This window comes from Synechococcus sp. KORDI-49, from assembly GCF_000737575.1.
In the GTDB taxonomy this organism is placed as follows: Bacteria; Cyanobacteriota; Cyanobacteriia; order PCC-6307; family Cyanobiaceae; genus Parasynechococcus.
In genome coordinates this window covers 1,287,047-1,311,819 of sequence record NZ_CP006270.1, presented here as the reverse complement: position 1 = coordinate 1,311,819, position 24,773 = coordinate 1,287,047, and the positions used below count along the sequence as shown (strand labels likewise).

21 protein-coding genes and 1 tRNA gene are annotated in these 24,773 nt (G+C 63.6%); 8 read left to right on the top strand and 14 right to left on the bottom strand.

Features of this window, described 5'->3' with window-relative positions; translation table 11 throughout:
• Window positions 1-24: 24 nt before the first annotated feature.
• From KR49_RS06800 to rpaB, 3 genes are read right to left on the bottom strand one after another with little or no spacing between them, the layout of a single operon-like run.
• Window positions 25-1,044, bottom strand: a complete 1,020-nt coding sequence (locus tag KR49_RS06800; protein ID WP_043693199.1) for a beta-ketoacyl-ACP synthase III — start codon at window positions 1,042-1,044, stop codon at window positions 25-27.
• Window positions 1,045-1,081: 37 nt separating this feature from the next.
• Window positions 1,082-2,392 (bottom strand): phosphate acyltransferase PlsX, encoded by a 1,311-nt coding sequence (plsX, locus tag KR49_RS06795; protein WP_052378202.1) that lies wholly within the window; start codon window positions 2,390-2,392, stop codon window positions 1,082-1,084.
• Window positions 2,373-3,119 (bottom strand): response regulator transcription factor RpaB, encoded by a 747-nt coding sequence (gene rpaB, locus KR49_RS06790; protein ID WP_043693196.1) that lies wholly within the window; start codon window positions 3,117-3,119, stop codon window positions 2,373-2,375. The genes plsX and rpaB overlap by 20 nt, the downstream gene beginning before the upstream one ends.
• Window positions 3,120-3,209: 90 nt before the next feature.
• On the opposite strand from rpaB, the gene radA reads away from it, so the two are divergent.
• Window positions 3,210-4,619, top strand: coding sequence for a DNA repair protein RadA (radA, locus tag KR49_RS06785; protein ID WP_043693193.1), 1,410 nt, complete (start codon window positions 3,210-3,212; stop codon window positions 4,617-4,619).
• On the opposite strand, the gene KR49_RS06780 is transcribed toward radA, so the two are convergent.
• The gene (locus KR49_RS06780) at window positions 4,610-5,155 is read right to left on the bottom strand and encodes a photosystem I assembly protein Ycf3 (protein ID WP_370594000.1); all 546 of its coding nucleotides are present in this window, start codon (window positions 5,153-5,155) and stop codon (window positions 4,610-4,612) included. The genes radA and KR49_RS06780 overlap by 10 nt on opposite strands.
• A 92-nt stretch (window positions 5,156-5,247) precedes the next feature.
• Here KR49_RS06780 and KR49_RS06775 point away from each other — a divergent pair, with 92 nt between their 5' ends.
• The 3 genes from KR49_RS06775 to KR49_RS06765 are packed head-to-tail and all read left to right on the top strand — an operon-like array spanning window position 5,248 to window position 9,082.
• Complete coding sequence (locus tag KR49_RS06775; protein WP_084187999.1) at window positions 5,248-7,500, top strand: heavy metal translocating P-type ATPase; 2,253 nt, start codon at window positions 5,248-5,250, stop codon at window positions 7,498-7,500.
• On the top strand, window positions 7,500-8,129 hold the full coding sequence (tmk, locus tag KR49_RS06770) for a dTMP kinase (RefSeq protein ID WP_043693188.1): 630 nt from the start codon (window positions 7,500-7,502) through the stop codon (window positions 8,127-8,129). Before KR49_RS06775 ends, tmk begins: the two co-directional genes overlap by 1 nt.
• Complete coding sequence (locus KR49_RS06765) at window positions 8,126-9,082, top strand: DNA polymerase III subunit delta' (protein WP_043693185.1); 957 nt, start codon at window positions 8,126-8,128, stop codon at window positions 9,080-9,082. Before tmk ends, KR49_RS06765 begins: the two co-directional genes overlap by 4 nt.
• 1 nt (window position 9,083) lies before the next feature.
• Here KR49_RS06765 and KR49_RS06760 read toward each other — a convergent pair whose 3' ends face one another.
• The 4 genes from KR49_RS06760 to KR49_RS06745 form a co-directional block, all read right to left on the bottom strand.
• Complete coding sequence (locus KR49_RS06760) at window positions 9,084-9,872, bottom strand: response regulator transcription factor (protein ID WP_043693183.1); 789 nt, start codon at window positions 9,870-9,872, stop codon at window positions 9,084-9,086.
• Window positions 9,873-10,153: 281 nt separating this feature from the next.
• Window positions 10,154-10,225: transfer RNA gene (locus tag KR49_RS06755), tRNA-Asn, on the bottom strand.
• Between the two features lie 16 nt (window positions 10,226-10,241).
• Window positions 10,242-10,931: an ABC transporter ATP-binding protein gene (locus KR49_RS06750; protein WP_043693180.1), complete on the bottom strand. Its 690-nt coding sequence runs from the start codon at window positions 10,929-10,931 to the stop codon at window positions 10,242-10,244.
• On the bottom strand, window positions 10,921-11,184 hold the full coding sequence (locus KR49_RS06745) for a hypothetical protein (RefSeq protein ID WP_043697040.1): 264 nt from the start codon (window positions 11,182-11,184) through the stop codon (window positions 10,921-10,923). The genes KR49_RS06750 and KR49_RS06745 overlap by 11 nt, the downstream gene beginning before the upstream one ends.
• A 163-nt stretch (window positions 11,185-11,347) precedes the next feature.
• On the opposite strand from KR49_RS06745, the gene psbD reads away from it, so the two are divergent.
• Both psbD and KR49_RS13915 read left to right on the top strand, forming a co-directional pair.
• On the top strand, window positions 11,348-12,403 hold the full coding sequence (psbD, locus tag KR49_RS06740; protein ID WP_043692195.1) for a photosystem II D2 protein (photosystem q(a) protein): 1,056 nt from the start codon (window positions 11,348-11,350) through the stop codon (window positions 12,401-12,403).
• Between the two features lie 285 nt (window positions 12,404-12,688).
• Entirely contained in the window at window positions 12,689-13,570 is an 882-nt protein-coding gene (locus tag KR49_RS13915) for a hypothetical protein (protein WP_156957145.1), read from the top strand.
• On the opposite strand, the gene KR49_RS06735 is transcribed toward KR49_RS13915, so the two are convergent.
• The 6 genes from KR49_RS06735 to KR49_RS06715 form a co-directional block, all read right to left on the bottom strand.
• Window positions 13,498-14,931, bottom strand: a complete 1,434-nt coding sequence (locus tag KR49_RS06735) for a DUF2079 domain-containing protein (protein WP_084187997.1) — start codon at window positions 14,929-14,931, stop codon at window positions 13,498-13,500. The two genes, KR49_RS13915 and KR49_RS06735, sit on opposite strands and share 73 nt — an antisense overlap.
• On the bottom strand, window positions 14,909-16,405 hold the full coding sequence (locus tag KR49_RS06730) for a glycosyltransferase family 39 protein (protein ID WP_253912724.1): 1,497 nt from the start codon (window positions 16,403-16,405) through the stop codon (window positions 14,909-14,911). The genes KR49_RS06735 and KR49_RS06730 overlap by 23 nt, the downstream gene beginning before the upstream one ends.
• The gene (locus KR49_RS06725; RefSeq protein WP_043693174.1) at window positions 16,402-17,532 is read right to left on the bottom strand and encodes a glycosyltransferase; all 1,131 of its coding nucleotides are present in this window, start codon (window positions 17,530-17,532) and stop codon (window positions 16,402-16,404) included. The genes KR49_RS06730 and KR49_RS06725 overlap by 4 nt, the downstream gene beginning before the upstream one ends.
• 23 nt (window positions 17,533-17,555) lie before the next feature.
• Window positions 17,556-19,106, bottom strand: a complete 1,551-nt coding sequence (locus tag KR49_RS06720) for a glycosyltransferase family 39 protein (protein ID WP_253912844.1) — start codon at window positions 19,104-19,106, stop codon at window positions 17,556-17,558.
• A gap of 143 nt (window positions 19,107-19,249) precedes the next feature.
• Window positions 19,250-19,393, bottom strand: a complete 144-nt coding sequence (locus tag KR49_RS13910) for a hypothetical protein (RefSeq protein WP_156957144.1) — start codon at window positions 19,391-19,393, stop codon at window positions 19,250-19,252.
• A 20-nt stretch (window positions 19,394-19,413) separates the two neighbouring features.
• Complete coding sequence (locus KR49_RS06715; protein WP_253912843.1) at window positions 19,414-20,946, bottom strand: DUF2079 domain-containing protein; 1,533 nt, start codon at window positions 20,944-20,946, stop codon at window positions 19,414-19,416.
• A 318-nt stretch (window positions 20,947-21,264) separates the two neighbouring features.
• On the opposite strand from KR49_RS06715, the gene KR49_RS06710 reads away from it, so the two are divergent.
• Both KR49_RS06710 and KR49_RS06705 read left to right on the top strand, forming a co-directional pair.
• Window positions 21,265-22,842, top strand: a complete 1,578-nt coding sequence (locus KR49_RS06710; protein ID WP_043693163.1) for an iron uptake porin — start codon at window positions 21,265-21,267, stop codon at window positions 22,840-22,842.
• A gap of 207 nt (window positions 22,843-23,049) precedes the next feature.
• Window positions 23,050-24,720 (top strand): iron uptake porin, encoded by a 1,671-nt coding sequence (locus KR49_RS06705; RefSeq protein WP_043693160.1) that lies wholly within the window; start codon window positions 23,050-23,052, stop codon window positions 24,718-24,720.
• The last annotated feature ends 53 nt before the right edge of the window (window positions 24,721-24,773 follow it).

Here is a 24,773-nt window from a genome sequence, read left to right as displayed (position 1 = left end):
TTCGAGTGCAAGACGAGGCGGAGATTAGGCGGGCCCGCTCCAGCGCAGCAGCGCAGCCCCCCAGCTCAGGCCGGCGCCGAAGCCACTGCTGGCGATGCTGTGCCCTGGCTGGATCCGGCCGTCACGCACCGCTTCATCAAGCATCAGTGGAATCGTCGCCGCCGAGGTGTTGCCATAGGACGCCAGGTTGCTCAGCACCCTCTCCGAGGGAATCGCGAAGCGTTCGGCGACCGCGTCGAGGATGCGCTGATTGGCCTGGTGCAGCAAAAGCCAGTCCAGCTGGTCGGCGGCTGTCCCCGTCTGCGCGAGCAGGTTGTCAAGGATCGCAGGCACCTCCCGAACGGCGAACTTGTACACCTCCTGCCCGTTCATCCGGATCGGCTGGAAGCCCCCGCGCTGATGGCTGACCTGCCCCACCAGCGGTGCGCGGTCCTCCACCTGCGGCAGCTGCAGCACCTCTCCACGGCTGCCGTCGGAACGCAGCAGAAAGCCGCCGAGGTCGTCCTGATCGTTGTCACTGCCCTCCAGTACAAGGGCACCGGCGGCATCGCCGAACAGCACGCAGGAGCGGCGGTCGTCCCAGTCCACCCAGCGGCTGAGCTGATCGGCTCCGACCACCAGAATCCGGCGCATCGCTCCCGTGCGCAGGTACTGGGCCGCGGTGATCAGCGCGAACAGGAAACCGCTGCAGGCGGCCGTGAGATCGAAGGCCACGGCCCGCTGCGCTCCGAGCAGCGCCTGCAGGCGAGGGGCAGAGCCGAACAGATCGTCCGGAGTGGAGGTGGCCAGCAGGATCAGATCGAGGCTGTTGGCGTCCCAGCCGGCCATGTCGAGCGCCGCTCGGGCGGCGTCACAGCTCAGCTGAGACAGGGATTCATCAGCTCCCACCACCCGTCGCGCAGCAATGCCCGTGCGGCTTTTGATCCAGCTGTCGCTGGTCTCCACCCGTTGCCCGAGGTCCTCATTGCTGATCGATCGGGCTGGCGCGGCGCTGCCGCAACCCCTCAGCAGCACACCACCTGACCTGTGGGGCAGCTCGACCAAGGCGGTTGATCCCGGAAGTGGCGTCAGTCAATCACAGTCACTTCGCGCTGCCCCCGACCTTCGGCCGAACGCGGCTCTCGAGCTGTGCCAGATCGTCCATCACACCGTGACTCGCAGCGGAATGGGCGAGGCGCAGGGCACTGACCACCGAAAGGGCTTTGCTGCTGCCATGGCCGATCACACAGATGCCGTTGACGCCCAGCAGCAGGGCACCGCCGTGCTCGGCATGGTCAAGACGCTTCTTGATCCGCTTGAGATTGCTGCGCAGAAAGGCGGAGCCCACCTTGCCCCTCCGGCCGCGGGGCAGCTCTGCCCGCAGGACCCCGAGCAGGACGCTTCCGACCGATTCAAGGAACTTGAGCAGCACGTTGCCGGTGAAGCCGTCGCAGACCACCACATCGAAGGCGCCGGAGAGCACATCGCGGCCCTCGCAGTTGCCGGCGAAGTGCAGGCGCGTCTCCTTGCGCAGCAGCTCATGGGTGCGCTGAGCCAGTTCGTTGCCCTTGCACTCCTCCTCCCCGATGTTCAGAAGTCCGATGCGGGGGCGCTCCACCTGGAGCACATCACGGCTGTAGATGTTGCCGAGCAGGGCGAACTGGTGCAGATAGGCAGGCTTGCAGTCCATGTTGGCCCCCACGTCCAGCACCAGCACCGGTTGTCCGGGGTCCTTGGTGGGAAACAGCGCACCGATGGCGGGCCGATCGATCCCCTTGAGCCGCCCCAGCCGGAAGATCGCTGATGCCATCACTGCTCCGGAGTTGCCAGCGGAGTACACCGCCAGCGCCTCTCCGCGCTTCACCAGATCCATCGCCACATTGATGCTGGCGTCGCGCTTGCGACGCACCGCTGTGGCCTCTTCCCCCATCTCGATCGAGGGGCCGCTGGCCACCAGATCCAGATGGCCGGCGCTGACGGCGGCATTCACCTGGTCTCCCAGTTGCAGGGCCGCCGCCGCTGCCAGCACCCGGTCGGTTTCACCGATGAAGCGGATGCGCAGGGGGAGGCGTTCGATGGCCTGAAGACAGCCTTCCAGGATCGGCCCCGGAGCGTGGTCTCCCCCCATGCCGTCAACGGCGACCCAGAGCCGGTCGCGGTCTTCGATCTCCGCGGTGTCGTCACCCCCCTGCAGGCGTCTCAGCGGATCGAACACCAGAGGTTGCAGAACGCTGCTGGCCACCGTTCCGGCGACGTTGCCGGCAGCGCTGGCGGAGCTGGTGGCTCCGTCCACAAGCGTGGTAACGGCGGCATTGCGCCGGTACCAGATCACCAGACGGCGGATTGCCCGCGGCCGGCTGTTCTTACTCCTGGGCCCTTCGGCCGGGGAGGAATCAGGACCCTTCGGAGCCAACGGAGTCGATGATGCGTTGGAACAGATACCCGGTTCCCCGAGCTGTGAGGATCAGCTCGGGATTGGCGGGATCGTCTTCCAGTTTGGAACGCAGCCGGGAGATATGAACATCCACCACCCGGGTGTCCACATGCCGCTCCGGGGTGTATCCCCACACTTCCTTGAGGATCTCGCCGCGGTTGAAGGGTTCGCCGGACCGGCTCACCAGCAGTTCCAGCAGGCTGAACTCCATGCCGGTGAGGCGGATCCGCTCGTCCCCGCGGAACACCTGCCGCTTGTTGGTGTCGATGCGCAGATCAGCCACCTGGATCACGCCCGAGTTGGGAATGCCCGCCACCTGCTCCTTTTCAACCCGGCGCAGCACGCAGCGGATGCGAGCCTCCAGCTCCTTGGGGCTGAATGGCTTCACCACGTAGTCATCGGCTCCCAGCTCAAGGCCGGTGATGCGGTCGGCCACATCACCCAGGGCCGTCAGCATCACGATGGGCACATCCGATTCCTTGCGCAGCTCCTGGCAGACGCCGTAGCCGTCCAGCTTCGGCATCATCACGTCGAGCACCACCAGGTCGGGGATGCAGTTGTGGAACAGTTCGAGAGCTTCGGTGCCGTCACAGGCTGTGACGACGTTGTACCCGATCATCGACAGACGGGTTTCCAGAATCCTGCGGATGGAAGCCTCGTCGTCGACCACGAGGATTGTTTCCTTGGTGGGGGCCGTGGTCGTCATAACGCCAGGGGCGCTTAGTGCTTCTGGACACAGATAAAAGGGCACACCCCCAATCTGTTCACCCAACAGCAACTTTCTTCATAGTTCTCAGTGCCCCGATCCAGCTCGATCTACGTCTGTCAGGCCTGTGGCGCCAAGGCGCGTCAGTTCTTCGGGCGCTGCCCGGAGTGCGGCAGCTGGAACACCCTGGTGGAGCAGAACCAGCCCAGCGGCGATGGCCGCCGCCGCCGTCAGGGTCCCGATCCGAAGCAGGCACCGGCAGCGCGGCGCTCAACCGCCATGGCCAGTCTCGACGACCAGCCTCTGCAACGGCTCGCCACGGGATCTCTCGAATTCGACCGGGTGCTCGGAGGCGGCCTTGTGCCCGGCTCTCTCGTGCTCGTGGGTGGAGATCCCGGCATCGGCAAGAGCACCCTGCTGCTTCAGAGCGCGTCGGCGATGGCCGCCCACAGCTCCGTTCTCTACGTGAGTGCCGAGGAGTCAGCTCAGCAGGTGAAGCTGCGCTGGCAGCGACTGGCCGGTGGTGCCTCCGATCTGCAGCTGCTGGCGGAGACCGATCTGGATCTGGTTCTTCAGGAGCTGGAGGCACTGCAGCCGAAGGTGGCGATCATCGACAGCATCCAGGCTCTGCATGACGCCGATCTCAGCAGTGCTCCGGGCTCGGTGGGTCAGGTGCGTGAGTGCGCCGCGGCACTGCAGCGGCTTGCCAAACGCCAGACCACGGCGCTTCTGCTGGTGGGTCATGTGACCAAGGAGGGGATGCTGGCGGGCCCGAAGGTGCTGGAGCATCTGGTGGATGCCGTGCTCACCTTCGAGGGGGATCGCTTCGCCAGTCATCGGCTGCTGCGTGCGGTGAAGAACCGCTTCGGGGCCACCCATGAACTGGGACTGTTCGAGATGCAGGCTCAGGGACTGGCGGAGGTGGGCAACCCCAGCGAGTTGTTTCTGAGTGATGCCCGCGCGTCAGGCGTGGCGACGATCGTGGCCTGCGAAGGCACCCGCTCTCTGGTGGTCGATCTGCAGGCCCTGGTGAACGTCACCAGCTATGCCAGTCCGCGTCGCACCGCCACAGGCATCGGAACCAACCGCCTCCACCAGATCCTGGCTGTGCTTGAGAAGCACATGGGCCTGCCGCTGTCGCGCTTCGACTGCTATCTGGCCGTGGCGGGCGGCTTGGATGTGGAGGAGCCGGCGGCGGATCTCGGTGTGGCCGCGGCCGTTGTGGCCAGTTTCCGGGATCTGACCCTGCCGGCCGGCACGGTGCTGATCGGGGAACTCGGCCTCGGGGGCCAGCTCAGGCCTGTCGGTCAGCTGGAGCTGCGCCTCCAGGAGGCGGCTCGTCTCGGTTTCCGGCGCGCGGTGGTGCCGAAGGGCAGCGGCCTTGGCGGCCTCGCGGCGGGTCTTGATCTGGCTCTGCTCGAGGCCGAGGGCGTCACCGAAGCGCTGGTGCTGGCTCTGGGTGACGCCGTGCAATCGGATGAGGCGCCGCCTCAGAAATAGACATCCACATTGCTGCGGCCGGTGGATTTCAGCCAGTTCTCGATGTCCAGGTAGCCACCGGGATTCAGGCGCACCGCCTGGGTCCAGACATCAGCCGCTTCATCAAACCAGCGGTCGGCCTCGTCTCTGCGGCCGTCCTCCTCGGCGATGCGGCCGCGCTTCTCGTAGATCAGGCCCATGTTCTTCAGGCAGGACGGCTGCTTCGGGTTCTCACTGAGGGCCTGGCGGTACGTGTCGATCGCCCGTTCCTCCTCACCGTTGGACATGTAGATGATCGCCATGTTCTTGAGGGTCTCTCCCCGGTCGGTGGGGTTCTCCTCCAGCTTCAGGCTCTCCTCGTAGTTCTCGAGAGCCTCGGCGTAATCACCATCGTTCTGAGCCGACAGTCCGTCCCGGTAGTAGACGTAAGCCTCCTTGGACCTGGGGTTGATCGGCAGCAGCTTGACGATCAGGTCCGCCATCACCGTGAAGCTCTTGTCGATGAAGTTGTCGTTGCGGTTGCTGCGGGGCACGGTGCACCAGCGGATGGCGTCCATCCTGACCTCGCCCGTGACGGACTTAGCGTTGACGTAACGATCGACTGACTGTGGGTACAGCACATCAGACCGTCGTTCTCGACGTGGAGGGGATGAAATGCGGTGGATGCGTGCGTTCGGTGGAGCGCACGCTTCTGGATCAGCCTGGAGTGCAGCGGGCGGATGTGAACCTTGTGAGCCGCGCCGCCTGGCTTGACCTGGCGGAGTCTGAGGGCAGTGTCGAGGCGGTGCTTCAGGCTCTGGCCGATCGGGGTTTCCCGGCGAGGGAACGCTCTCTCAACCAGCCTCTTGAAACGCCTGGTTCTGACGACTCTGCAGGTCAGAGCTGGTGGCGTCAGTGGCGGCAGCTGATGGTGGCTCTGCTGCTGCTGCTTCTCTCGGTGCTTGGCCACCTGAGTGAGGCCGGCCGACTCTCGCTGCCGGTGATCGGCAGCCTGCCGTTCCATGCCGCCCTGGCGACGGTTTCCCTGATCGGGCCGGGTCGCCCCATCCTGGTCGGTGGCGTGCTGGCGGCCCGTTCCGGAGCCCCAAGCATGGACACCCTTGTGGGTCTGGGGGTCGGCAGTGCCTATCTGGCCAGCATCGTGGCTCTGTTCTGGCCGCAGGTGGGCTGGCCCTGCTTCTTCAATGAGCCTGTGATGCTGCTGGGCTTCGTGCTGCTGGGTCGCTTCCTTGAGGAGCGTGCCCGCTACCGCACCGGTCAGGCGTTGAAGCAACTGGCGCAACTTCAGCCTGAAACGGCACGGCTGCTGCTGGACGATGGCGCCATCCGCGAGGTGCGTGTCGGGGCCTTGCGCCCCGGTGAACGGGTGCAGTTGCTGCCGGGGGACCGGGTGCCTGTCGATGGCGTTGTGATGCAGGGCCACTCGGCAGTGGACGTGTCCAGCCTCACCGGCGAACCGCTGCCGCTGGAGGCGGAACCGGGCACGGAGCTCGCCTCCGGCAGCCTGAATCTCGAGGCACCTCTGGCCATGGAGGTGCAGCGGGTGGGTTCGGAGACGGCTCTTGCCCGGATCATCCAGCTGGTGGAGCAGGCCCAGGCACGACGTGCCCCCATCCAGGGTCTGGCGGACAGGGTCGCCGGTCGTTTTTGTTACTTCGTCATCGGTCTCGCCCTGTCCGCCTTCCTGTTCTGGTGGCTGATCGGTGCCGACCTCTGGCCACAGGTGCTGGAGGCTTCCGCGCCGGGGATGATGGCGCATCCCATGCACCATGCCGGTCTCGGCAGCGGTGCCGAGACTCCGATCGGTCTGGCGCTGCAACTGGCGATCGCCGTGTTGGTGGTGGCCTGCCCCTGTGCTCTCGGACTGGCGACACCGACTGTGATCACGGTGGCCACGGGTCTGGCGGCCCGGCGGGGTTGGCTGTTCCGAGGCGGCGATGTGCTCGAGACGGCAGCTGGCCTGGACCAGGTGGTGTTCGACAAAACCGGCACCCTCACCCTTGGACGCCCCCTGGTGACGGCCATCCGGGCGGACGATCCCGAGCGGCTGCTTCAGCTGGCCGCGAGTCTCGAGCAGACCAGTCGTCATCCGTTGGCCCATGCGCTTCTGCAGGAGGCTCAGCGCCGGGAGATCCCCCTCCTGCCCGTGTCGCAGGTGCGCAATGTCACCGGCGAAGGCCTGATCGGCCGGCTTGAAGCCTGCGGTACGGAGGTGCGGGTCGGCAAACCCGAATGGCTGCAGGGAACGGGACTCTCCTGGGGTGAGGCGTTCACGACCTGGCAGGCCAAGACCGAGGGAACCCTCGTGGCCGTGGCCGAGGCCGACCGACTGCTCGGCCTGGTGCAGATCGAGGATCAGCTGCGTTCCGATGTGCTCACTGCGCTGCAGCAGCTCAGGAAGCAGGGCCTTCAGTTGGCGATGTTCAGCGGGGATCGGGAAGTCGCCGTCCGGCGTCTGGGCCAGCAACTCGGTTTTGCGGAGAGTGAGCTGGGTTGGCAGATGCGTCCGGAGCAGAAGCTGGCGCGACTGGAGCAGCTGGGGCGTCAGCGGCAGGTGGCGATGGTGGGAGATGGCATCAATGACGCGCCGGCCCTGGCGGCTGCGGATCTCGGCATCGCGATCGGCACCGGCACCCAGATCGCTCAGGACACGGCCGATCTGGTGCTGCTCGGAGATCGGCTCGACAATCTGCCGGAAGCACTGCGTCTGGCACGACGCACCCTGGCGAAGGTGCGTCAGAACCTGACCTGGGCCTTCGGATACAACCTGATCGCTCTGCCGATCGCGGCCGGGGCTCTGCTTCCCAGTCACGGCCTGCTGCTCTCCCCTCCGCTGGCGGCGTTGCTGATGGCCCTGAGTTCCGTCACGGTTGTGGTCAACGCTCTGGCGCTGCGTCCGTGATGCGGGGGCGTTTCATCGTCCTCGACGGCCTGGATGGCTGCGGGAAATCAACGCAGATGCAACATCTGTCGCAGTGGTTGCCGGCCAGCGGGCTGATGCCACCCGGCGCCCGACTGATCGGCACCCGCGAGCCGGGTGGAACCGAGCTGGGCCGGGCGGTGCGGGAGCTGCTGCTGCAGACCTCCAGGGAGCGGGCTCCGGCTCCGACAGCGGAACTGCTGCTTTATGCGGCCGATCGTGCCCAGCATGTCGAGACTCTGATCCGACCTGCCCTCGAGCGGGGGGACTGGGTGCTCAGCGATCGCTTCAGCGGCTCGACCATGGCCTATCAGGGTTACGGCCGCGGCCTGGATCGCCGGTTGATCGAGCAACTAGAGGCGATCGCCACCACCGGCCTGCAGCCGGATCTCACGCTCTGGTTATCGCTTCCTCTGGCGCAGAGCATCCAACGACGGGAGGGATCCAGGCAGGACCGGATCGAAGCGGAAGGCCAGGCGTTTCTGGGCAGAGTCGCCGATGGATTCGCTGCGGTGGCCCGGCAGCGCGGCTGGAGTGCGGTGGCAGCCGACGGAACGGTGGAGCAGGTCAGCCGTTCCCTGGAACAGCTGTTGCAGGACCGGTTCGGGTGAACGGGTTGTTCCAGGATCTGATCGGACAGCCCTTGGCCGTCAACCTGCTCGCGTCAGCCCTGGCTCAGCAGCGGTTGGCGCCGGCATACCTGTTCGCAGGCCCCGATGGGGTGGGGCGTCGCCTGGCGGCCCTGCGATTCCTGGAGGGGATGCTTTCGGAAACGGGCTCCAGTCCTCGCCAGCGCCGCCGACTGGAGGAGCGCAACCATCCCGATCTTCTCTGGGTGGAGCCCACCTTCCAGCACCAGGGACGTCTGCTCACCCGGGCGGAGGCTGAGGAGGCAGGAATCGGCCGCCGGACACCGCCGCAGTTGCGTCTGGAGCAGATCCGTGGAGTCAGCCGCTTCCTGGCTCGTCAGCCGGTGGAGGCCAGCCGGGGCATGGTGGTGATCGAAACGGCGGAGGCCATGGCCGAATCCGCCGCGAACGCCCTGCTCAAGACGCTGGAGGAACCTGGCCACGGCCTGATGATCCTCTTGTCGGCAAGTCCGGAGCGGCTGCTGAGCACCATCCGCTCACGCTGTCAGCTGATCCGGTTTCTGCGCCTCGATTCGGAGGCATTGGATCAGGTTCTCCTGCGCTGTGATGCCGTGGCGGATGATCCGCCGGAAATTACGGCGATGGCGGCAGGGTCTCCCGGAGCCCTGCTTGAGCATCGTCGGCACTGGCAAGCGCTTCCGGATGAGCTGCGACAACGGTTGCAGAACCCGCCCGATCAAGCCATGGATGCCTTGGCCCTGGCGAGGGATCTCTCAGAAGCTCTGGATGGTGAACAGCAGCTCTGGCTGATCAACTGGTGGCAGCAGCGTCTCTGGCGCGACGGCCGTGGTGCCGAGTCACTCGAGCGACTGGAGCGACTGCGGCGGCAGCTGCTGTCGTTCGTTCAGCCACGGCTCGCATGGGAGGTGGCCCTGCTGGATCTCGTCCAGCGGGGACCACGGCCTCCGGGCTGACTCAGGCGCTGGCCCGATCGCTTTCCTTCTTGCGATCCTCGCGAGCCATTGAAATCACATCCTGGAGCCCATCCAGCTGGCCACCGGTGGGAAGCTCCAGGCAATACCCGGCCCCATAAACGGTTTTGATGAACCGGGGCTTGCGGGGGTCGGGCTCGAGCTTGGTGCGCAGATGACGCACGTGCACGCGGATGGTTTCGATGTCGTCATCCGGCTCGTAGCCCCAGACCTCCTTGAGGATCAGGGAGGGAGCAACGGTCTGACCATGCCGCTGAAGCAGGCAGTGGAGCAGTTCGAATTCGAGGTGGGTGAGACGCACCGGGCTGTCGAACCAGATCGCTTCGAAGCGCTCGGGCACCAGGGTCAGGGGGCCGTAACTGAGAATTTCGTGGTGGTTGCCAGAGCCCACCGGTGCCCTGTCGCTGCGGCGAAGCAGCGCTTTGACGCGTGCTTGCAGTTCTTCGAGGTCGAACGGCTTGGTCAGGTAGTCGTCAGCACCCGAGTTGAAACCGCTGACCTTGTCCTTGGTGCCGCCCAGGGCGGTGAGCATCAGGATCGGGATACCGGCGGTTCGATCGTCCCGACGCAATCTCTGGCAGAGCGTCAGACCGTCCACTTTGGGGAGCATCAGATCCAGAAGGATCAGATCCGGGGTGTACTGAAGGGCAAGGGCCTGGCCTTTGATGCCATCGTCGGCCCGCTGCACATCAAAGCCGCTGTGTTCCAGATGGCCGCTGACCAGATCACGCATGTCGCGGTCGTCTTCGATCAGCAGGATGCAGGGCTTCATCGATTCGGCGGCGGCGGACGGAGGAACTGGTCGAGCGTGGGTCGTCTGGATCAACGCTGCGCCGATTCTCTCAAGGTTTTGAGGTGTGTGCAGATTTTGAGCTTCGGTGGAAGATCGCGATGAAATCCTGAAACTCTTCGCCTCTACTGGCTTTCCAGGGCTATACGGCGCATTTTTCGGTTCCGGTCTATTCAGGAAGTCTTCCGGTTCGGGCAACCCCGCGTCACGAAATTTCTCTGATTGTCAATAAAAAAGCCACAGCAGATGCTGTGGCTTCAAAGCTCCCCGGGCGGGATTCGAACCTGCGACCAATCGATTAACAGTCGACCGCTCTACCGCTGAGCTACCGAGGAATGGCTCCAGAAGAACTTACCTGCCAGACCTCCCGCCCTGCAACCGTCTGCGCAGCTCCTGGCCGGATGTCCAGGGACCGATCCGCCCTGCGTCCATGCGGGCTGCCGCATCGCAATGATCCAGCTCCTCGAGGCGGTGGGTGATCCACAGAGCCGTCAGGGGTTCGGGGCTGGATCGGCACAGATGCTCAACAGTGGTCAGCACCGTGCGCTGGCTTTCGGGGTCGAGAAGTGCCGTCGGTTCGTCCAGCAACAGCAGTCCGGCATCGCTGGCAAGGGCTCCGGCGATGGCCAGGCGCTGCTTCTGTCCGCCGCTGAGGGTGTGAATCGGGCGTGTCTCCAGTTCGCTCAGCCCCATCAGGCGAAGCAGGGAGGCCGCTCGTCGACGCTGATCGGAGACGGACGCCCCGGTCCGCATTCCCAGCAGCAGATCACTGCCGCAGCTGGGCAGCAGCAATTGATGATCCGGGTTCTGAAACACGAGGGCAGCATGTCGACGTCGCATGATCCGACCGTCCTGCGGCTGCTGCAGCCCGGCGATCAGTCGGAACAATGTGCTCTTGCCGCTGCCGTTGCTGCCCACCAGCATCCACAGTCCCGGTCCGGGGATCGTGAGATTGCAGCTGTCAAGGGCGAGTTGTCCTCCTGGCCAGCGGTAGCTGACCTGATCGAGGACGAGTTCAGCGGTCGCCGGGTCAGGAATCAACGGAAAATCCCGGCCGTTTGCTGCCTCCGGTGGCCGACGCCTTCTCATAAAGCTGAACGGCGAGAACCTCACTGATCAGCACGGTCACTTTCTTCCCTTCCACTTTCTCGCAGGTGAGCTCCATCAAGCGGGGCTGACCCTGCTCAAGGGCCTGACGCACCTGCTGGTAGAGGGCTTCCGCATCGGCTTGTTCCTTGCGCTGCACCGAGACGGGGACGGGGCTCATGCGAAGAGCCAATTCAACGAGATACACGGGATTCGGGCAGGACGGACCGCCATCTTTGCGGACCAATGGCGCCTTGTGCTGCAACGGATTGGGTAGATCTACTCATCATTCGCGCTCTGGTTCGGAGAGCCGCCCCATTTCAGGAATCAGCCCCTAGGCTCGCTTTGTAACGCTCCATGAAGCAGATCTCATGACGATCGCTGTAGGACGCGCGCCTCAGCGGGGATGGTTTGACATCCTCGATGACTGGCTCAAGCGCGACCGCTTCGTTTTTGTCGGCTGGTCCGGCATTCTCCTCTTCCCAACGGCCTACATGGCCATCGGTGGCTGGCTGACAGGCACCACCTTCGTCACCTCCTGGTACACCCACGGCATCGCCTCCTCGTACCTGGAAGGCTGCAACTTCCTCACCGCAGCTGTCTCCACCCCCGCTGATGCGATGGGTCACAGCCTGCTGCTGCTCTGGGGCCCTGAGGCCCAGGGCGACTTCGTTCGCTGGTGTCAGCTCGGCGGCCTCTGGGCCTTCGTGGCCCTGCACGGTGCCTTCGCGCTGATCGGCTTCATGCTGCGTCAGTTCGAGATCGCCCGTCTGGTGGGCATCCGCCCCTACAACGCCATCGCCTTCTCCGGTCCGATCGCGGTGTTCGTCAGTGTCTTCCTGATGTACCCCCTCGGCCAGAGCAGCTGGTTCTTCGCGCCAAGCTTCGGCGTGGCGGCGATCTTCCGCTTCCTCCTCTTCCTTCAGGGCTTCCATAACTGGACCCTGAATCCTTTCCACATGATGGGCGTGGCCGGCATCCTCGGCGGCGCACTGCTCTGCGCCATCCATGGCGCCACCGTGGAAAACACCCTGTTTGAGGACGGCGAGCAGGCCAACACCTTCAAGGCGTTCGAGCCCACTCAGGAAGAAGAGACCTATTCCATGGTCACGGCCAACCGCTTCTGGAGTCAGATCTTCGGGATCGCCTTCTCCAACAAGCGCTGGCTGCACTTCTTCATGCTGTTCGTGCCTGTGATGGGCCTGTGGACCAGCTCCATCGGCATCATCGGCCTCGCCCTCAACCTGCGCGCCTACGACTTCGTGTCGCAGGAGATCCGCGCAGCAGAAGATCCCGAATTCGAGACCTTCTACACCAAGAACATCCTTCTGAATGAAGGTCTGCGTGCCTGGATGGCACCGGCTGACCAGCCGCACGAAAACTTCGTCTTCCCTGAAGAGGTTCTGCCCCGCGGCAACGCTCTCTGATTCGGTCAGGGTCGAAATCAAATCAAGTCAAAGGCGCCGCAAGGCGCCTTTTTTTGTGGGTGTGTCGTGCGTGCTGCCGCTGTGGAACTGGCTGCGCAAGCCGACTCGGAAGGTAAAAGAATGGTTAAATCCGGCTTAACGATTGATTAGGCCCTCTGCTTGGCAGTTTCCTCCTCTCGAGCGTCTGTTCGCCAGGCAGCGTCGAACTCAGCGGTGCCGTCGTCGCTCAGGGTGGAGGTCCTGGCTCGGGGGGCTGACGTTTTCGGTGGGCTGATCGGTGCGGTCTTGACCGTTCTTGGCCTTGTCAGCGCGGTTCAAGTTGTTCTTGGGCAGTCGTCGTTCTCTGGGCCGCAGTCCATGCAGGGATTGCTGGGGGTGGTTCTGTTGATGTCGGCGCTCCGGCGAAGCCTGTCGTCGTGGTTGCGCGATTTCAATCTTGATCCAAGTCGCTTCAGGAAGGTGTTCATGCTTCCGCTGGTGATGGCGCCTTGTTTGTTTGCCTATCGGGTGATTGTGCTGGATACAAAAAAAGAATTCCAGTCTTATCTCCGTACGATTTCTGAAGGAAGTGTTGTTGAGTGGGCTGGTTTTCTTCTGTTGATCGCATCGGCGTTCCTTGTGTGGAGAACGGCTTTGGCATGGGAACGCTCAACTGCGAAATGGGTCCTCTCGTCGCTGGCGGCAGGGTTGTTCTTGGTTGGAATGGAAGAGATGAGTTGGGGGCAGATGATCTTTAACTGGCAAACGCCGAAGCTCATGAGTGACGTCAATGTTCAGGGTGAAAGCAGCATCCATAATCTTTGGTTCATTCACCACCACACATGGTCGATCGCGGCTGTTGTGATGTCAGTGCTCTTCTGCCTTGCGATCATTGGGGCATGGGGGCGTCATTCCGGCTGGGTGCGTTCCCGCTCGCTGGCTGACATCCTGCTCCCTGTCTGGTGCACGGCCAGTTATTTCCTGATTGCTGCGATCATCTACTGGTGTGTTGTTGCTGCCAAGGCTGGGGTCGATTTCGAGTTTTTTCATACCCGTGAGCAGGAGCTGGGGGAATTGCTGTTCTATTCCGGGATCTTTGTTCATTCGGTGTATCTCTATCTCAAGCCCGGTGGTGTGAAGCCTTCTCGGGGCGTGATGCAAAGCCTGAGTTCCGAAGGCCAACGCTGACACGACCAGCCCTCCAGCAAAGCCTTATCAAGCAACTGTTGCTGAGCGTCGGTCGAAGAGCCCCAGCCTGGGTCGTTCGGGTTTAGCAGGATGATGTCAAATGTGGATTCAGAATCAGCGATTCCCGCTTTGTTCTTGGGAAATGCCACCCGTTCGCGCTGGCTGAGGTGGGGCACGATGTAACTGGTGGTCAACACCTCAGCTGAAGCAGGAATCCTGTTGATGGCGGCGTCGACGTCGGAAAGCATGGCCAGCCGGTTCAGATAAGGACCTGTGAAGAACCAGGGCTTGGCCAGGGCCAGCCAGCAGAGCACGACCCAGCCCAGGAGGAAGGCGCGTTGGCGTCGGCCGACCTGAGGTGCGTGCGGCTGCCGGCTCACCGTGGCATCGATGGCCGCGACCACAGCCACCACCGCCAGCGGAAGACTGTAGTGGTGCAGCAGGGTGCGATAGCTCGCAGACGCTGACAGCAGGTTGACCAGCACCAGGGGCATGCCGATCAGCAGCGTCGGCAGCGATCGCCGTCGCCAGAGCCAGATGCAGGGCAGGCAGAGCAGGAGCAGGTACTGGCTTCCTCCGCTCCAGTCGAGGCTCTGGAGAATCTGGAGGGGGCTGCCGCTGAGGTGGCTGAACATCCGGCCGGCGGCTTTGGGCCCTTCTCCATCGCGCAGCCATGGGTACAGCCAACGGCTCAACATCAACAACCAGGCGAGAGACAGGGCCGCTGCAGTACCGGCCCAGCGCCAGCGCCGGCGCCAGGCCAGGTCCAGGGCCATGCCACCGCTGATCAGCACGAGCCCATCACGGGCCCCGAGCATCAGCAGCAGCAGTGCCAGCCACAGGCGTGGCCGTTCCGCCCGTTCGGCCCAGAGCGCCATGGCGAAGGCGGGCATCACCCAGGTCTCCGGGTGGAAATCGAACAGGTTGGCGTTGAACACCACCGGTTGCAGCCACCAGAGGCCACAGATCAACCAGCAGCGCCGTTCCGGGAGGCCCGCCTGTCGGGCGAGCCACCAGATGGGCAGTGCCGTCAGGCTGAGCGCTAGGGCTTGACTGGCCAGCAACCACTGCACCGATGGCAGCAGGCGGTAGGCGCCACCGGCGATGTAGAGCATCCAGGCACCGTGGTCCGCCAGCACATGCACCTGCTCCATCGAGGAGATCGGCGGCAGTCCCCGGCTGATCAGCCAGGCCCACTGATCAAACAGACCCAGGTCATAGGCATTGCTTTGCAGGAGGCCATGGCGAGCCGCAGCGCTGAGCCAGAACAGCAATCCCACGCCAGTCGCCATCACCACGAGGCGGGATGGAACCCTTCTGCTGGATCCCGGGCCGGCTTCAGGGACTGGCGCTGATGGCATCAAGGGGGATCAGATAGGTCTGGCTGACGTCATCCACCCAGGCTTCCTGGCTGCCGGCAGCCAGGTTTCGCAGGGCACGCTGTCGGCCCTCCGACATCGGCCGGTACATTTTCTCCCAGCGGAAACTGCCCGCCAGGTGGCTGGCTCCCTGCTCCCGCCAGCTCTGAAGGCGTTCCGGATTCAGTTGTTTGCTGGAGATCAGCCAGCCCTGTCGTCTGGCCAGGTTCAGCAGTGTTGGATCGGTGCTGGTGACGCTCACGATCCGGCTGCCCTCGGGCAGTTCCTGACGGATCCTCATGGCCAGTGGCATCCAATCCTGAACCTGGCGTTGTTCCAGGGCCCAGTAATCAAAGGACAGAACCGCCAGGCTGATGGCGAGCCAGAGGCTGATCAAGGCGGATGATTGCCAGCGTCGGCATCGCTGCTGCCACCGGTGCCAGCCCAGTCCCATCAAGGGGCAGGCGAACAGCAGCAGTGGCAACTGGTAGTACTCGTGAACACTGCTGGAGCGCATCGTGGCCAGGGTGCAGAGCAGAACCCCCAGCAGTCCGCTGATCGCCGTGCGTCCGTCTGGGCTGCGCCAGCTCAGCCAGATGCCGCTGAACAGGAAGGGCACCCCGGCGATGGCCAGCAACCGCAGCGCCACGCGCAGGCTCAGGTTGAACCAGTTGCCTGGATCCAGCAGCAGGCTGAGGCTGCTGCGATCGCTGCCGCCACCCCAGAACCCGAAGCTGAAGCCGCTGGTCAGGCCAAGTTGGTAAGCATGGGCGTACCAGGTCGCGATGGCGGCGAGGCTGGCGCCGACGTACAACCAGAAGCCGGGTGAGCGCAGCAGGCCCTTGGTGCGTCGCAGGATGTTCGTCTGTGTGGCTGCCTCAAGCTGCGGCTTGACATTCAGCTGCACCATCAGCAGCGGCAGTCCGAGCCACAGCAGTGGGATCACCTTGATCAATCCTGCGCATGTGAAGCACAGCCAGCTCAGCAGCAATGCCCAGACGGGCCCCTGGCGCCGCCAGTGGCTGTGAGCCTCGAGGCAGCCCGCGCCGCAGAGCAACAGCAGGGCCTCGGCCTGAAAGGTGCGTCCGTAATAGACCCCGAGCGGGGCGATGGCGAAGAACAATCCACCCCACCAGCCCGCTCGGGCGCCGAACCAGCGCCGTCCCAGTCGGATCACGAGCCAGATGGTCAGAGCGCTGCAGAGCAGCGAAAGCCCGCGACCCAGCCATTCCTGAACTCCGAACAGCTGATAGAGACGACTCACCAAGAATGGAAACAGCGGGAATTCCGATTCCACATAGCCCTCAGCGGCGCCGGCCCAGTCGATCTGGGGCAGCCAGATCGGTGTGTCTGACAGGGCGAAGTGGCGGGCCATGGCCGCTGTATCGGCCTGGCGCCAGCTGTGGACGCCGACAATCGGCATCCACAACTGAATCAGCCGCAGCAGCACACCGACCGTGATGGGCAGCCAGATCACGGCGTGTTCCAGACGAAGCGGGAGGACGCCGCGTAATTCCAGACGTAAACCACCACGATTCCCGCGAGCTGTGCCCAGATGGCGTGCTCATTCACCAGCGTGTAGAAGCTGGTGGCCAAACCGACGTTGGCCAGGGCGGGCAGCGAGGCGACCAGCAGGAACTTGAGCAGGCCGCGCAGCAGCCGGGTTCCCCTCTGGCGACGGTCCCGGAAGGTGAGGGCGTTGTTGATCAGGTAGTTCGAGCTGGCGGCGGTGATCACGGCGATCGGGAGTGCCTGCTGAAAGCTGAGTCCCGGCAGGCTCATCAGCAGAGCGGTGGTGATCAGCTGGACCAGCACACCGCTGGCGCCCACCAGTCCGAAGCTGATGGCGCGGCGCGGCAGCAACCGGAGGCTGGCAGTGTGCAGCAGGGACACCAGAAAATCCCAGAGGATGGCGCTGTCCAGTTTTGAGCTGCCGTGGCGTCGGGGCTGGAAGATCAGCGGGATCTCCCCGACCTTCAACCGCCCTCGGCTGATGGCCAGCAGTTCGTAGAGGAACTTGAACCCGTTCACATCCACCTGGCGCACCAGCGGCAGGCAGCGGCTGAGATTCAGGGCCATGAAGCCGCTCATGTAATCGGTCAGATGGCGGTAGCTGGCGGGCAGGCTTCGGCGCGCGAGGGCGTTGGCCAGGCTCGAGCCGTCGGTGCGTCGATCGCTGAGGCCGCGGATCTCCGACTGATCAAGAAAGCGACTGCCGGCCACCAGATCGAGATGCTGCTGGTCGAGCATCCGCAAGGCATCCAGCACTGAGGCGGGCTCGTGCTGTCCATCGCTGTCCATCACGATCGCCCGCGGGTGAATCGCATCGATCAGGCCCTCTTTGATGGCGCTTGCCAGCCCTGAACGCCCCAGTCGATGGATGATGCGGATGCGTGGATCCCGCAGGGCCATGGCCCGGACCGTTTCCGTGGTGCCGTCGCTGGAGTCGTCATCCACGACCAGAATCTCCAGGGGCTCCTGTTCACTGAGCGTCAGCAGTGAACCGATCACCGAGGCGATCGAGTCTCCTTCGTTGAAGGTGGGCAGAACGATCGAGAGTCCGGCGGGCGACGTGGTCTCGACGGTCTGCTGCGTGGACGACACAACCCGATGCAATCAGGGTCAGGCTACCGGCAGCGCGCCAGGGCCCAGTCGCCATCTCTGAAGGAAACCACGCAGTTCCCGCGTGATTTCCGGGTGAGGATCCAACCCGCATCACCGTTGCGTCTCCGTCGGATCCGCTGGCGGGCGTACCAGTTCAAGCTCGGCCGTTCGTCATATCCCTGCAGCTGGACCGGTTGCCCCGGGCTGAGACGACTCAGGGCTGCCACGGGGCGGACGGACCAGGTCTCATTCAGTTCCCAGAGCCACAGCGGCGAGCTGAACAGCAGAGCCAGAGCGATCACGCTGCCGCTCACCAGGCTGATCAGGCCGTGTTGCCGTTGCTGCCGCTGGGCAGACTGCAGCCACCAACCGCCACATCCCCAGCCCAGACCGGCTGCGATGGCCAGACCGCGAAAGGGAGCCAGCCCGGCCCCTGCCGGCGTGAAGCTCACAGCCGTCGCCATCAGCAGCAGCAGGCCCAGCAGCATCCACATCGCTGGAATGCGCAGCAACAGCCGGCGGAGGGGAACCTGCTGATCGGTGCGCTCCACCAGCCAGGTGAGCAGGGGGGCACTGACCAGGGCGAAGGGCAGCCAGAGGGGATGGCTGTACCAGGGGAGCTGGGTTTTCAGCGGCAGGATCGCTCCGGCCAGAACCACAAGGGTGGTGAGACACCAGCGTCCCCAACGGCTGCGACGCTGTTGCCAGGCCCAGAGCAAGGCAGGCGGAAACAGCAGCAGCCAGGGCCAGCCTCCTTCCAGCAGTTCGATCAGCGGGACGCGCCAGCGCAGGTCGCTGCCCTCACCGGCGTCGAGCAGCACCCGGCCAGCGCCGTCGCCCCCCCACATCCAAAGGGCGAGGGCCCCGCGGTTGTGGGCATGCCAGAGATGCCAGGCGATGCCGGGGAGAAGGCCAGTGAGAAGGCCGGTGACGGCGGCCCCGACCCGACACTGACGCCATTCCATTCCCAGGGCCGCTGCTGCCAGGGCGGCGGCGGCCATCGGTATCAGCAGAGGTGCCTTCAACAGCAGCATGGCGCTGCCCATCAGTCCGGCGGTCAGTCCCCACCAGCGGTCGCCGCTGCGACCGTTCAGGCTGGCGAAGGCCAGCCAGAGCAGAGCCATCGCCGAGAGCTGGCTGCCATCGAGCATGGCCAGACGTCCGTGGCGAGCGATCGGCAGCAAGGTGAGCAGGAGAGCCCCAGTGGCCAGGGCACTGCCGCGATCACCGGGGCGCAAGCGCCACTGCAGCAGGCCGCCGAGGGGCACCACCAGGCTGGAGAGCAGGGCCGGCATCAGTCGCACCAGGCCTTCCGGGGGAAGCTGGTCCCCTGGAGTCGACAGCTGGATCACTGCGCCGATCAGGCTGTGCAGGCCAGGGGCCTTGTTGAGATAAGGCTCACCCCAGAGGGTCGGCAGCAGAGCAGCTTCTCCCTGGCCTTGGCTGAGTTCCAGGGCCACCCGCGCCACGGTGCCCTCGTCGAAATCCCGCAACGGCTGATCTCCCAGACCGATCAGGGCGAGGCCGGCTGCCACCAGGGCCATCGCCAGCAGGCCGGGCCAGGGAACGCGCACGGAATCAGGGCATGAACGCATCGTCGCCCCGATGACAGGCCGATCTGGTTATTGTCTCAATGTTCGGGGTGCAGCTCTGTGAATGTGTCGGTCCTCCTTGAGTGACAGGCGCGTTCGAAGGCAGAGCCGGCATTCACAATCCTTCAGGAGGAGGTGTCCATGAGTTCCAGTTGTTTGACCCAGGGTCTGCTGATCGCGGAGAACGCCGGCTGAACGGCACCGTCCTCTGACTGATCATCCGGTTTCGCGGCAAGAGCGGACCCGGCGAGAGCCCCCGACCGGTTCACCGGTCGGGGGCATCGTTTTTTCAGAGATCGCGAGGATCTGCGGGCATGGCCCGGGAGAGGCGCTTGTCCAGAGCGGTTTCAAGGTCGGCTCGGCGCTGACCGTGCCGTTCCAGAACGACGACGCCATCGCTCAGAGCCTGCACGGCATAGGACGCGCGGTGATCGCTGATCCAACGCCGGCTGTTGCGCAGCTGACGCCAGTCGCCCCTGAAGGCCACGCCGTACCGCTCGAGCAGATCCAGATCAACGGCGATCCAGTCCACCGGATGGGCTGTCCTGTCGCGATCGAGATAGTCCGTCGTGAAGGGAAAGCGCACCAGCACTTCGCGCCTGGCCAGCAACGGCACCAGGGGGGTATTGGCGGCGGCGGTTGCCTCCGGCGGGATCACAGCCACGGCGGCCCGGGCTGCGATGCCGTGACGCCACTGCTGCAGCGGAGAGCTGTAGATCCAGGGGTGAATGCTGTCTGGAATGGCGAAAGAGAGGCTGCGGTGAGGGTTGCTGCTGATCGTGAGCAGCAGCGAGAGCGCCAGGCAGCAGCCCCAGGCCAGGCGGGTGCGGCGACCAGGCACCGGATCTCGGCGCCGTTGCCACCAGAACATGGATCCGAGCGCAAACCCCGGTACCACCAGCAGGGTGTAGCGGATGGTGATCGACAGAGGGTCATTGGCGCCCTGAGCCAGGAACAATCCCAGCAAGCAGGGCCCGGCCAGCAGAACGGTGTCGAGGCTCAGCAACGGGACGAACAGAAACGGCAGCGCATGCCCCAGCAGATACAGCAGTGTCTGACCTGGAGGGTCGATCAGTTGCTGCAGGAGCAGCAACGGCTGGCTGATGATCCGCTGGGCCACGCCGAGACTGCTGCTGCCCTCGTTGGCGCTGTCGCCGAGGTACTGGCCGAAGTTCTCGACCATGAACCGTTTGGCGTTGTCGTCTGAGAACAACGGCATCAGAAGGTTGGTGCAGATCAGAACCCATCCGCCGCCCCAGATGATCAGCATCAGCGCCATCGGCCAGCGTCCGCGGTGCCGGATCAGCACCCAGAGGCCCACCGCCACGAGCAGAACGCCCGTGTCCTCACGGATCAGTGGAATCAGCAGGGCGGACGTCGCGATCAACCATCGGCGTCGCTCGAGCACGCCCAGCATCAGGGCGAAGACGGCCAGGGGCAGCTGGCACAGATCGGTGAAATTGCCGAGTGTTGGTCCGATCAGGGCGTTGCCGGCGAAGTAGCCGTAGCCGATCCAGTTGGCGGTGCGTTCCGGGAGCTGCCGGCAGGCGAGGCGATGCAGCACCAGTCCTGCCGCTGTGATCAGTCCCACCTGGACGATGGGAAGCGCGGCACCGCCGATCAGTCCGAGCAGAGGAGCCCACAACAGCAGCGTGGGGGTGAAGTGTTGTCCCAGCCGTTCGTAATCCACGGATGGCAGCTCCCCGCCTTGCCCGACGCTGGCTGACAACTGAGACGACAGCGTGCTTTCAAAGGGATGCCCTTGAAGGGTGTTCCACAGCACCTGCTGGAAGATGCCTTGGTCGTAGCTGGCCAGCAGCACCTGGGATCTCCAGCCCTGCAGGGCCAGGCAGAGGAGGGCGAACAGGCCGGCTGCGATCTGGATGGAGCGCAGTTTTCGGGAACGGTTGATGGTGTCAGCGGTGGATGACGTGATCAGAAAAGCTGAAACGCAGAGTTTGTCTGTTCCCTAACACAAACATTTGTGAAGTTTTTGGTAGCGTGACGAACCATTTTTCGCAATTTCGGTAGCCGATTGCACATGTCGGCGTAAAGACCGGCACATTGTTACGTGGTTAACGCGAGGTAAACGGCACCATCCGTTCGGGACATTGTCCCCTTTTCCGTGTGAGGACCCACCATGAAGCTTTTCCAGCAACTGCTGGTGGCTCCGGCAGCTCTCGGCCTTCTGGCCCCGGTTGCCGCCCATGCAGCAGATTTCGATCTGGCCGCTGTTGACAACTATTCCTCTTCCAAAAAGGAACAGGTCACCAGCGTCACCCAGTTTTCTGACGTTTACCCCACCGATTGGGCTTACCAGGCTCTGAGCAACCTGGTTGAGCAGTACGGCTGCGTCGCCGGCTACCCCAACGGCACCTTCCGTGGCAACCGTGCCATGACCCGCTACGAGGCTGCAGCGCTTCTGAACGCTTGCCTCGATCGCATCACTGAAATCACCGACGAGCTTCGTCGCCTGATGAAGGAGTTCGAGACCGAACTCGCCATCCTGCGCGGACGTGTCGACGGCCTTGAAGCCCGCGTCGGCGAACTGGAAGCCACCCAGTTCTCCACCACCACCAAACTGAAGGGTTCGACCCACTGGGTGTTCGGTGCAGCCAAGTACCACGGCAAGGGCAGTGACTTCGCAGCTGCCACCAACGGTGGTACCTCCTTCAGCTATGACCTGCGTCTGGCTCTGGAGACCAGCTTCACCGGCAAGGACAGCCTGGTGACGCGTTTGCGCTCCGGCAACATGGACAACATCTACGGCGGTAACGGCGTCGGTTTGTTCGGCCAGGAGTACGGCGTGAACACCGACAACGCTGTGTTCATCGACCGTTTGTTCTACAGCTTCCCCGTCGGCGAAGATTTCACCGTCGTGGCTGGCCCTCGCGTCCGTATGGACAACATGCTGCCGGTGTGGCCCAGTGCCTATCCGTCTGACATGACGATGGACTTCTTCACCTACGCCGGTGCACCGGGTGCCTACAACCTGGCTCTCGGCGCTGGTGCAGGTGTGTGGTGGAAGCCCGGAGACTTCAGCATCTCCACCAGCTACCTCTCGGCTAACGGCAACAAGAGCTGCCCGAACACCAACATCTGTGGTGATTCAGCTGGCGGTATCGGCACCGATGCTGCAGCCTTCAGTGCCACCACTCAGATTGCTTACGCACCTGAGAACTGGGGTGTTGCTGCTGCCTACACCAAGGCTTCCGGCACCAATGGTGTTGGCCTGTATTCCGGCAACGGAACCAGGGGTGCTGTTGCCCTGTCCCTCACCGACGGTCAGACCAACTCTTACGGTCTGAGCGCCTGGTGGATGCCTGAAGAGTCCGGCTGGATTCCTTCCATCAGCGCTGGCTGGGGCCTGACCGACATCTCTGACAGCCAACTCGGCTACGTCAAGAGTGCGACCACCCAGTCCTGGTATGTGGGTCTGGAGTGGAGCGATGTCTTCCTGGAGGGCAACTCCTTTGGTATCGCCACTGGTCAGCCCACCTTCATCACCGACATCGACGTCAACAACAAAGATGACGAAGATGACTACCTGGCAGGTGGCGGCTACGCCTGGGAATTCTTCTACAAGTTCCAGGTCACCGACAACATCACTGTGACTCCCGCGATTCACTACCTGAGCAAGCCGTACGCCAACACCCAGCGCGGCGACAATGGCCTCAACGCCATGAGCGGCCTTGTGAAGACCACCTTCAAGTTCTGATCCAACGTCGCTTGGAGCAGACCTGCAAGGTCAACCCCACCCACCGCTTCGGCGGTGGGTTTTTTATTGCCATACAGCCAGAGTTAAAGGGTTAAGAGGTAGTAATGGACACAAACTTTGGCGGCCTCCTGTTCAGAGTTTTCTCCCGCAAGTATTTTTTTGGAGGACTTCCTGTCCAAATCCCTCAATTTTGGTGTGAGGAATCTCATGAAACTCTTCCAGCAACTGCTGGTAGCGCCTGCCGCCCTCGGCCTTCTGGCCACTGGCGTCAACGCCGCCGACCTGAACATCAACGGTGTGTCCGACTACTCGGATACCGAAGAGCAGGTCACCAGCATCACCCAGTTCTCTGACGTTTATCCCACGGACTGGGCTTACCAGGCTCTGGCCAACCTGATCGAGCGTTACGGCTGCGTCGCCGGCTACCCCAACGGCACCTTCCGTGGCAACCGGGCGATGACCCGCTATGAGGCGGCTGCCCTGCTGAACGCCTGCCTCGATCGCATCACCGAGGTGACCGACGAGCTGCGTCGTCTGATCAAGGAATTCGAAAAAGAACTCGCCATCGTCCGTGGCCGCATCGACGGTCTTGAGGCCCGCGTCGGCGAACTGGAAGCCACCCAGTTCTCCACCACCACCAAGCTGAAAGGTAAGGCCAACTTCGTTCTGGGTGCCACCAAGGCCAAGGGCGACAACTTCAAGACGTCCAAGGGAGCCGAGTACGGCGAGCGTGATGCCTACAACGCTGAATACGGTGCGTTCTCCTTCTCCTATGACCTTCGTCTGGGCCTGAAGACCTCCTTCACCGGCAAGGATCTGCTGTTCACCCGCCTGCGCGCTGGTAACCAGGGCGACGACAGCGTCTGGGACGGCAATGGTGTTGCTCTGAACAAGCTCGACACGGCAGCCCCCGGCGGCAACATTGTTGAGATTGATCGCCTGTACTACCGCTTCCCCCTGGGCAGCAACTTCAAGATCCAGGTCGGTCCTCTGACCCGGAACACTGAGATGATGGGCTACAAGGCTTCTGCCTACGCCAAGGGTGGTCAGAAAGTTCTTGACTTCTTCGGCGGCTCCCTGGGTGTTCCCGGTGTGTGGAACAAGGAGACCGGTGGTGGCTTCGGTGCCATCTACACCAACAAGAAGCAGGTCGAGAAAGGCGACGCCTACTGGACCGTTGCTGCCAACTACGTGGCTGACTCCGGTGAGGCCAATGACAGCAACCCCAACTCGGGTGGCTTCATGACCGACAATTCCGAAGCCAACTTCACAGCACAGGTGGCCTACGGCCACAAGAAGTGGGGTGCAGCTCTCGGCTACCGCTACGGCCAGTGTGGTGCCAAGTTCCGCACGGCTACCGAGTTCACCAAGGGCGACAAGTTCGGCACCCCTTGCACCGTGGACGATGCTGACGGTGTTGAGGTGCGCTCCGAAGCTTCCAGCAACAGCTTCTCCTTCAACGCCTTCTGGCGTCCTGAAGAGTCCGGCTGGATTCCTTCCATCAGTGCCGGTGTCGGCAAATCCTGGCTCACCGGCAACGGCGACTGGGAAGACGCCCAAGCCAAGCGCCGTTTCGCCAGCTGGATGGTCGGTCTGACCTGGAACGACGTGTTCCTGATGAAGAACGCCCTCGGCTTCGCCGTTGGTCAGCCTCAGTTCACCTACGTGGTGGACTACGACAACGACGACGACTTCGTGGCTGATGGCGGCTACGCCATGGAACTCTGGTACAAGTTCCAGGTGACCGACAACATCTCCGTGACTCCCGCCGTTTACTGGCTGTCTCGCCCCTGGGGTGATGACACCCAGAACTACAACGGCGACTACAAGTCCCTGGGCGTCTTCGGTGGCCTGGTTCAGACCGTCTTCAAGTTCTGATTCGCCGGCCTGATCTCGATCAGGCCTCGAATCTCTCCTCACGCAACCCAGAG

Bases quoted from the DNA above. Each gene is read 5' to 3' on its own strand.
- rpaB (WP_043693196.1), bottom strand. From the start codon at position 3,119: ATGACGACCACGGCCCCCACCAAGGAAACAATCCTCGTGGTCGACGAC.
- KR49_RS06780 (WP_370594000.1), bottom strand. From the start codon at position 5,155: ATGGACGCCATCCGCTGGTGCACCGTGCCCCGCAGCAACCGCAACGAC.
- KR49_RS06775 (WP_084187999.1), top strand. From the start codon at position 5,248: ATGAAATGCGGTGGATGCGTGCGTTCGGTGGAGCGCACGCTTCTGGAT.
- tmk (WP_043693188.1), top strand. From the start codon at position 7,500: ATGCGGGGGCGTTTCATCGTCCTCGACGGCCTGGATGGCTGCGGGAAA.
- KR49_RS06760 (WP_043693183.1), bottom strand. From the start codon at position 9,872: ATGAAGCCCTGCATCCTGCTGATCGAAGACGACCGCGACATGCGTGAT.
- psbD (WP_043692195.1), top strand. From the start codon at position 11,348: ATGACGATCGCTGTAGGACGCGCGCCTCAGCGGGGATGGTTTGACATC.
- KR49_RS06735 (WP_084187997.1), bottom strand. From the start codon at position 14,931: ATGCCATCAGCGCCAGTCCCTGAAGCCGGCCCGGGATCCAGCAGAAGG.
- KR49_RS06710 (WP_043693163.1), top strand. From the start codon at position 21,265: ATGAAGCTTTTCCAGCAACTGCTGGTGGCTCCGGCAGCTCTCGGCCTT.
- KR49_RS06705 (WP_043693160.1), top strand. From the start codon at position 23,050: ATGAAACTCTTCCAGCAACTGCTGGTAGCGCCTGCCGCCCTCGGCCTT.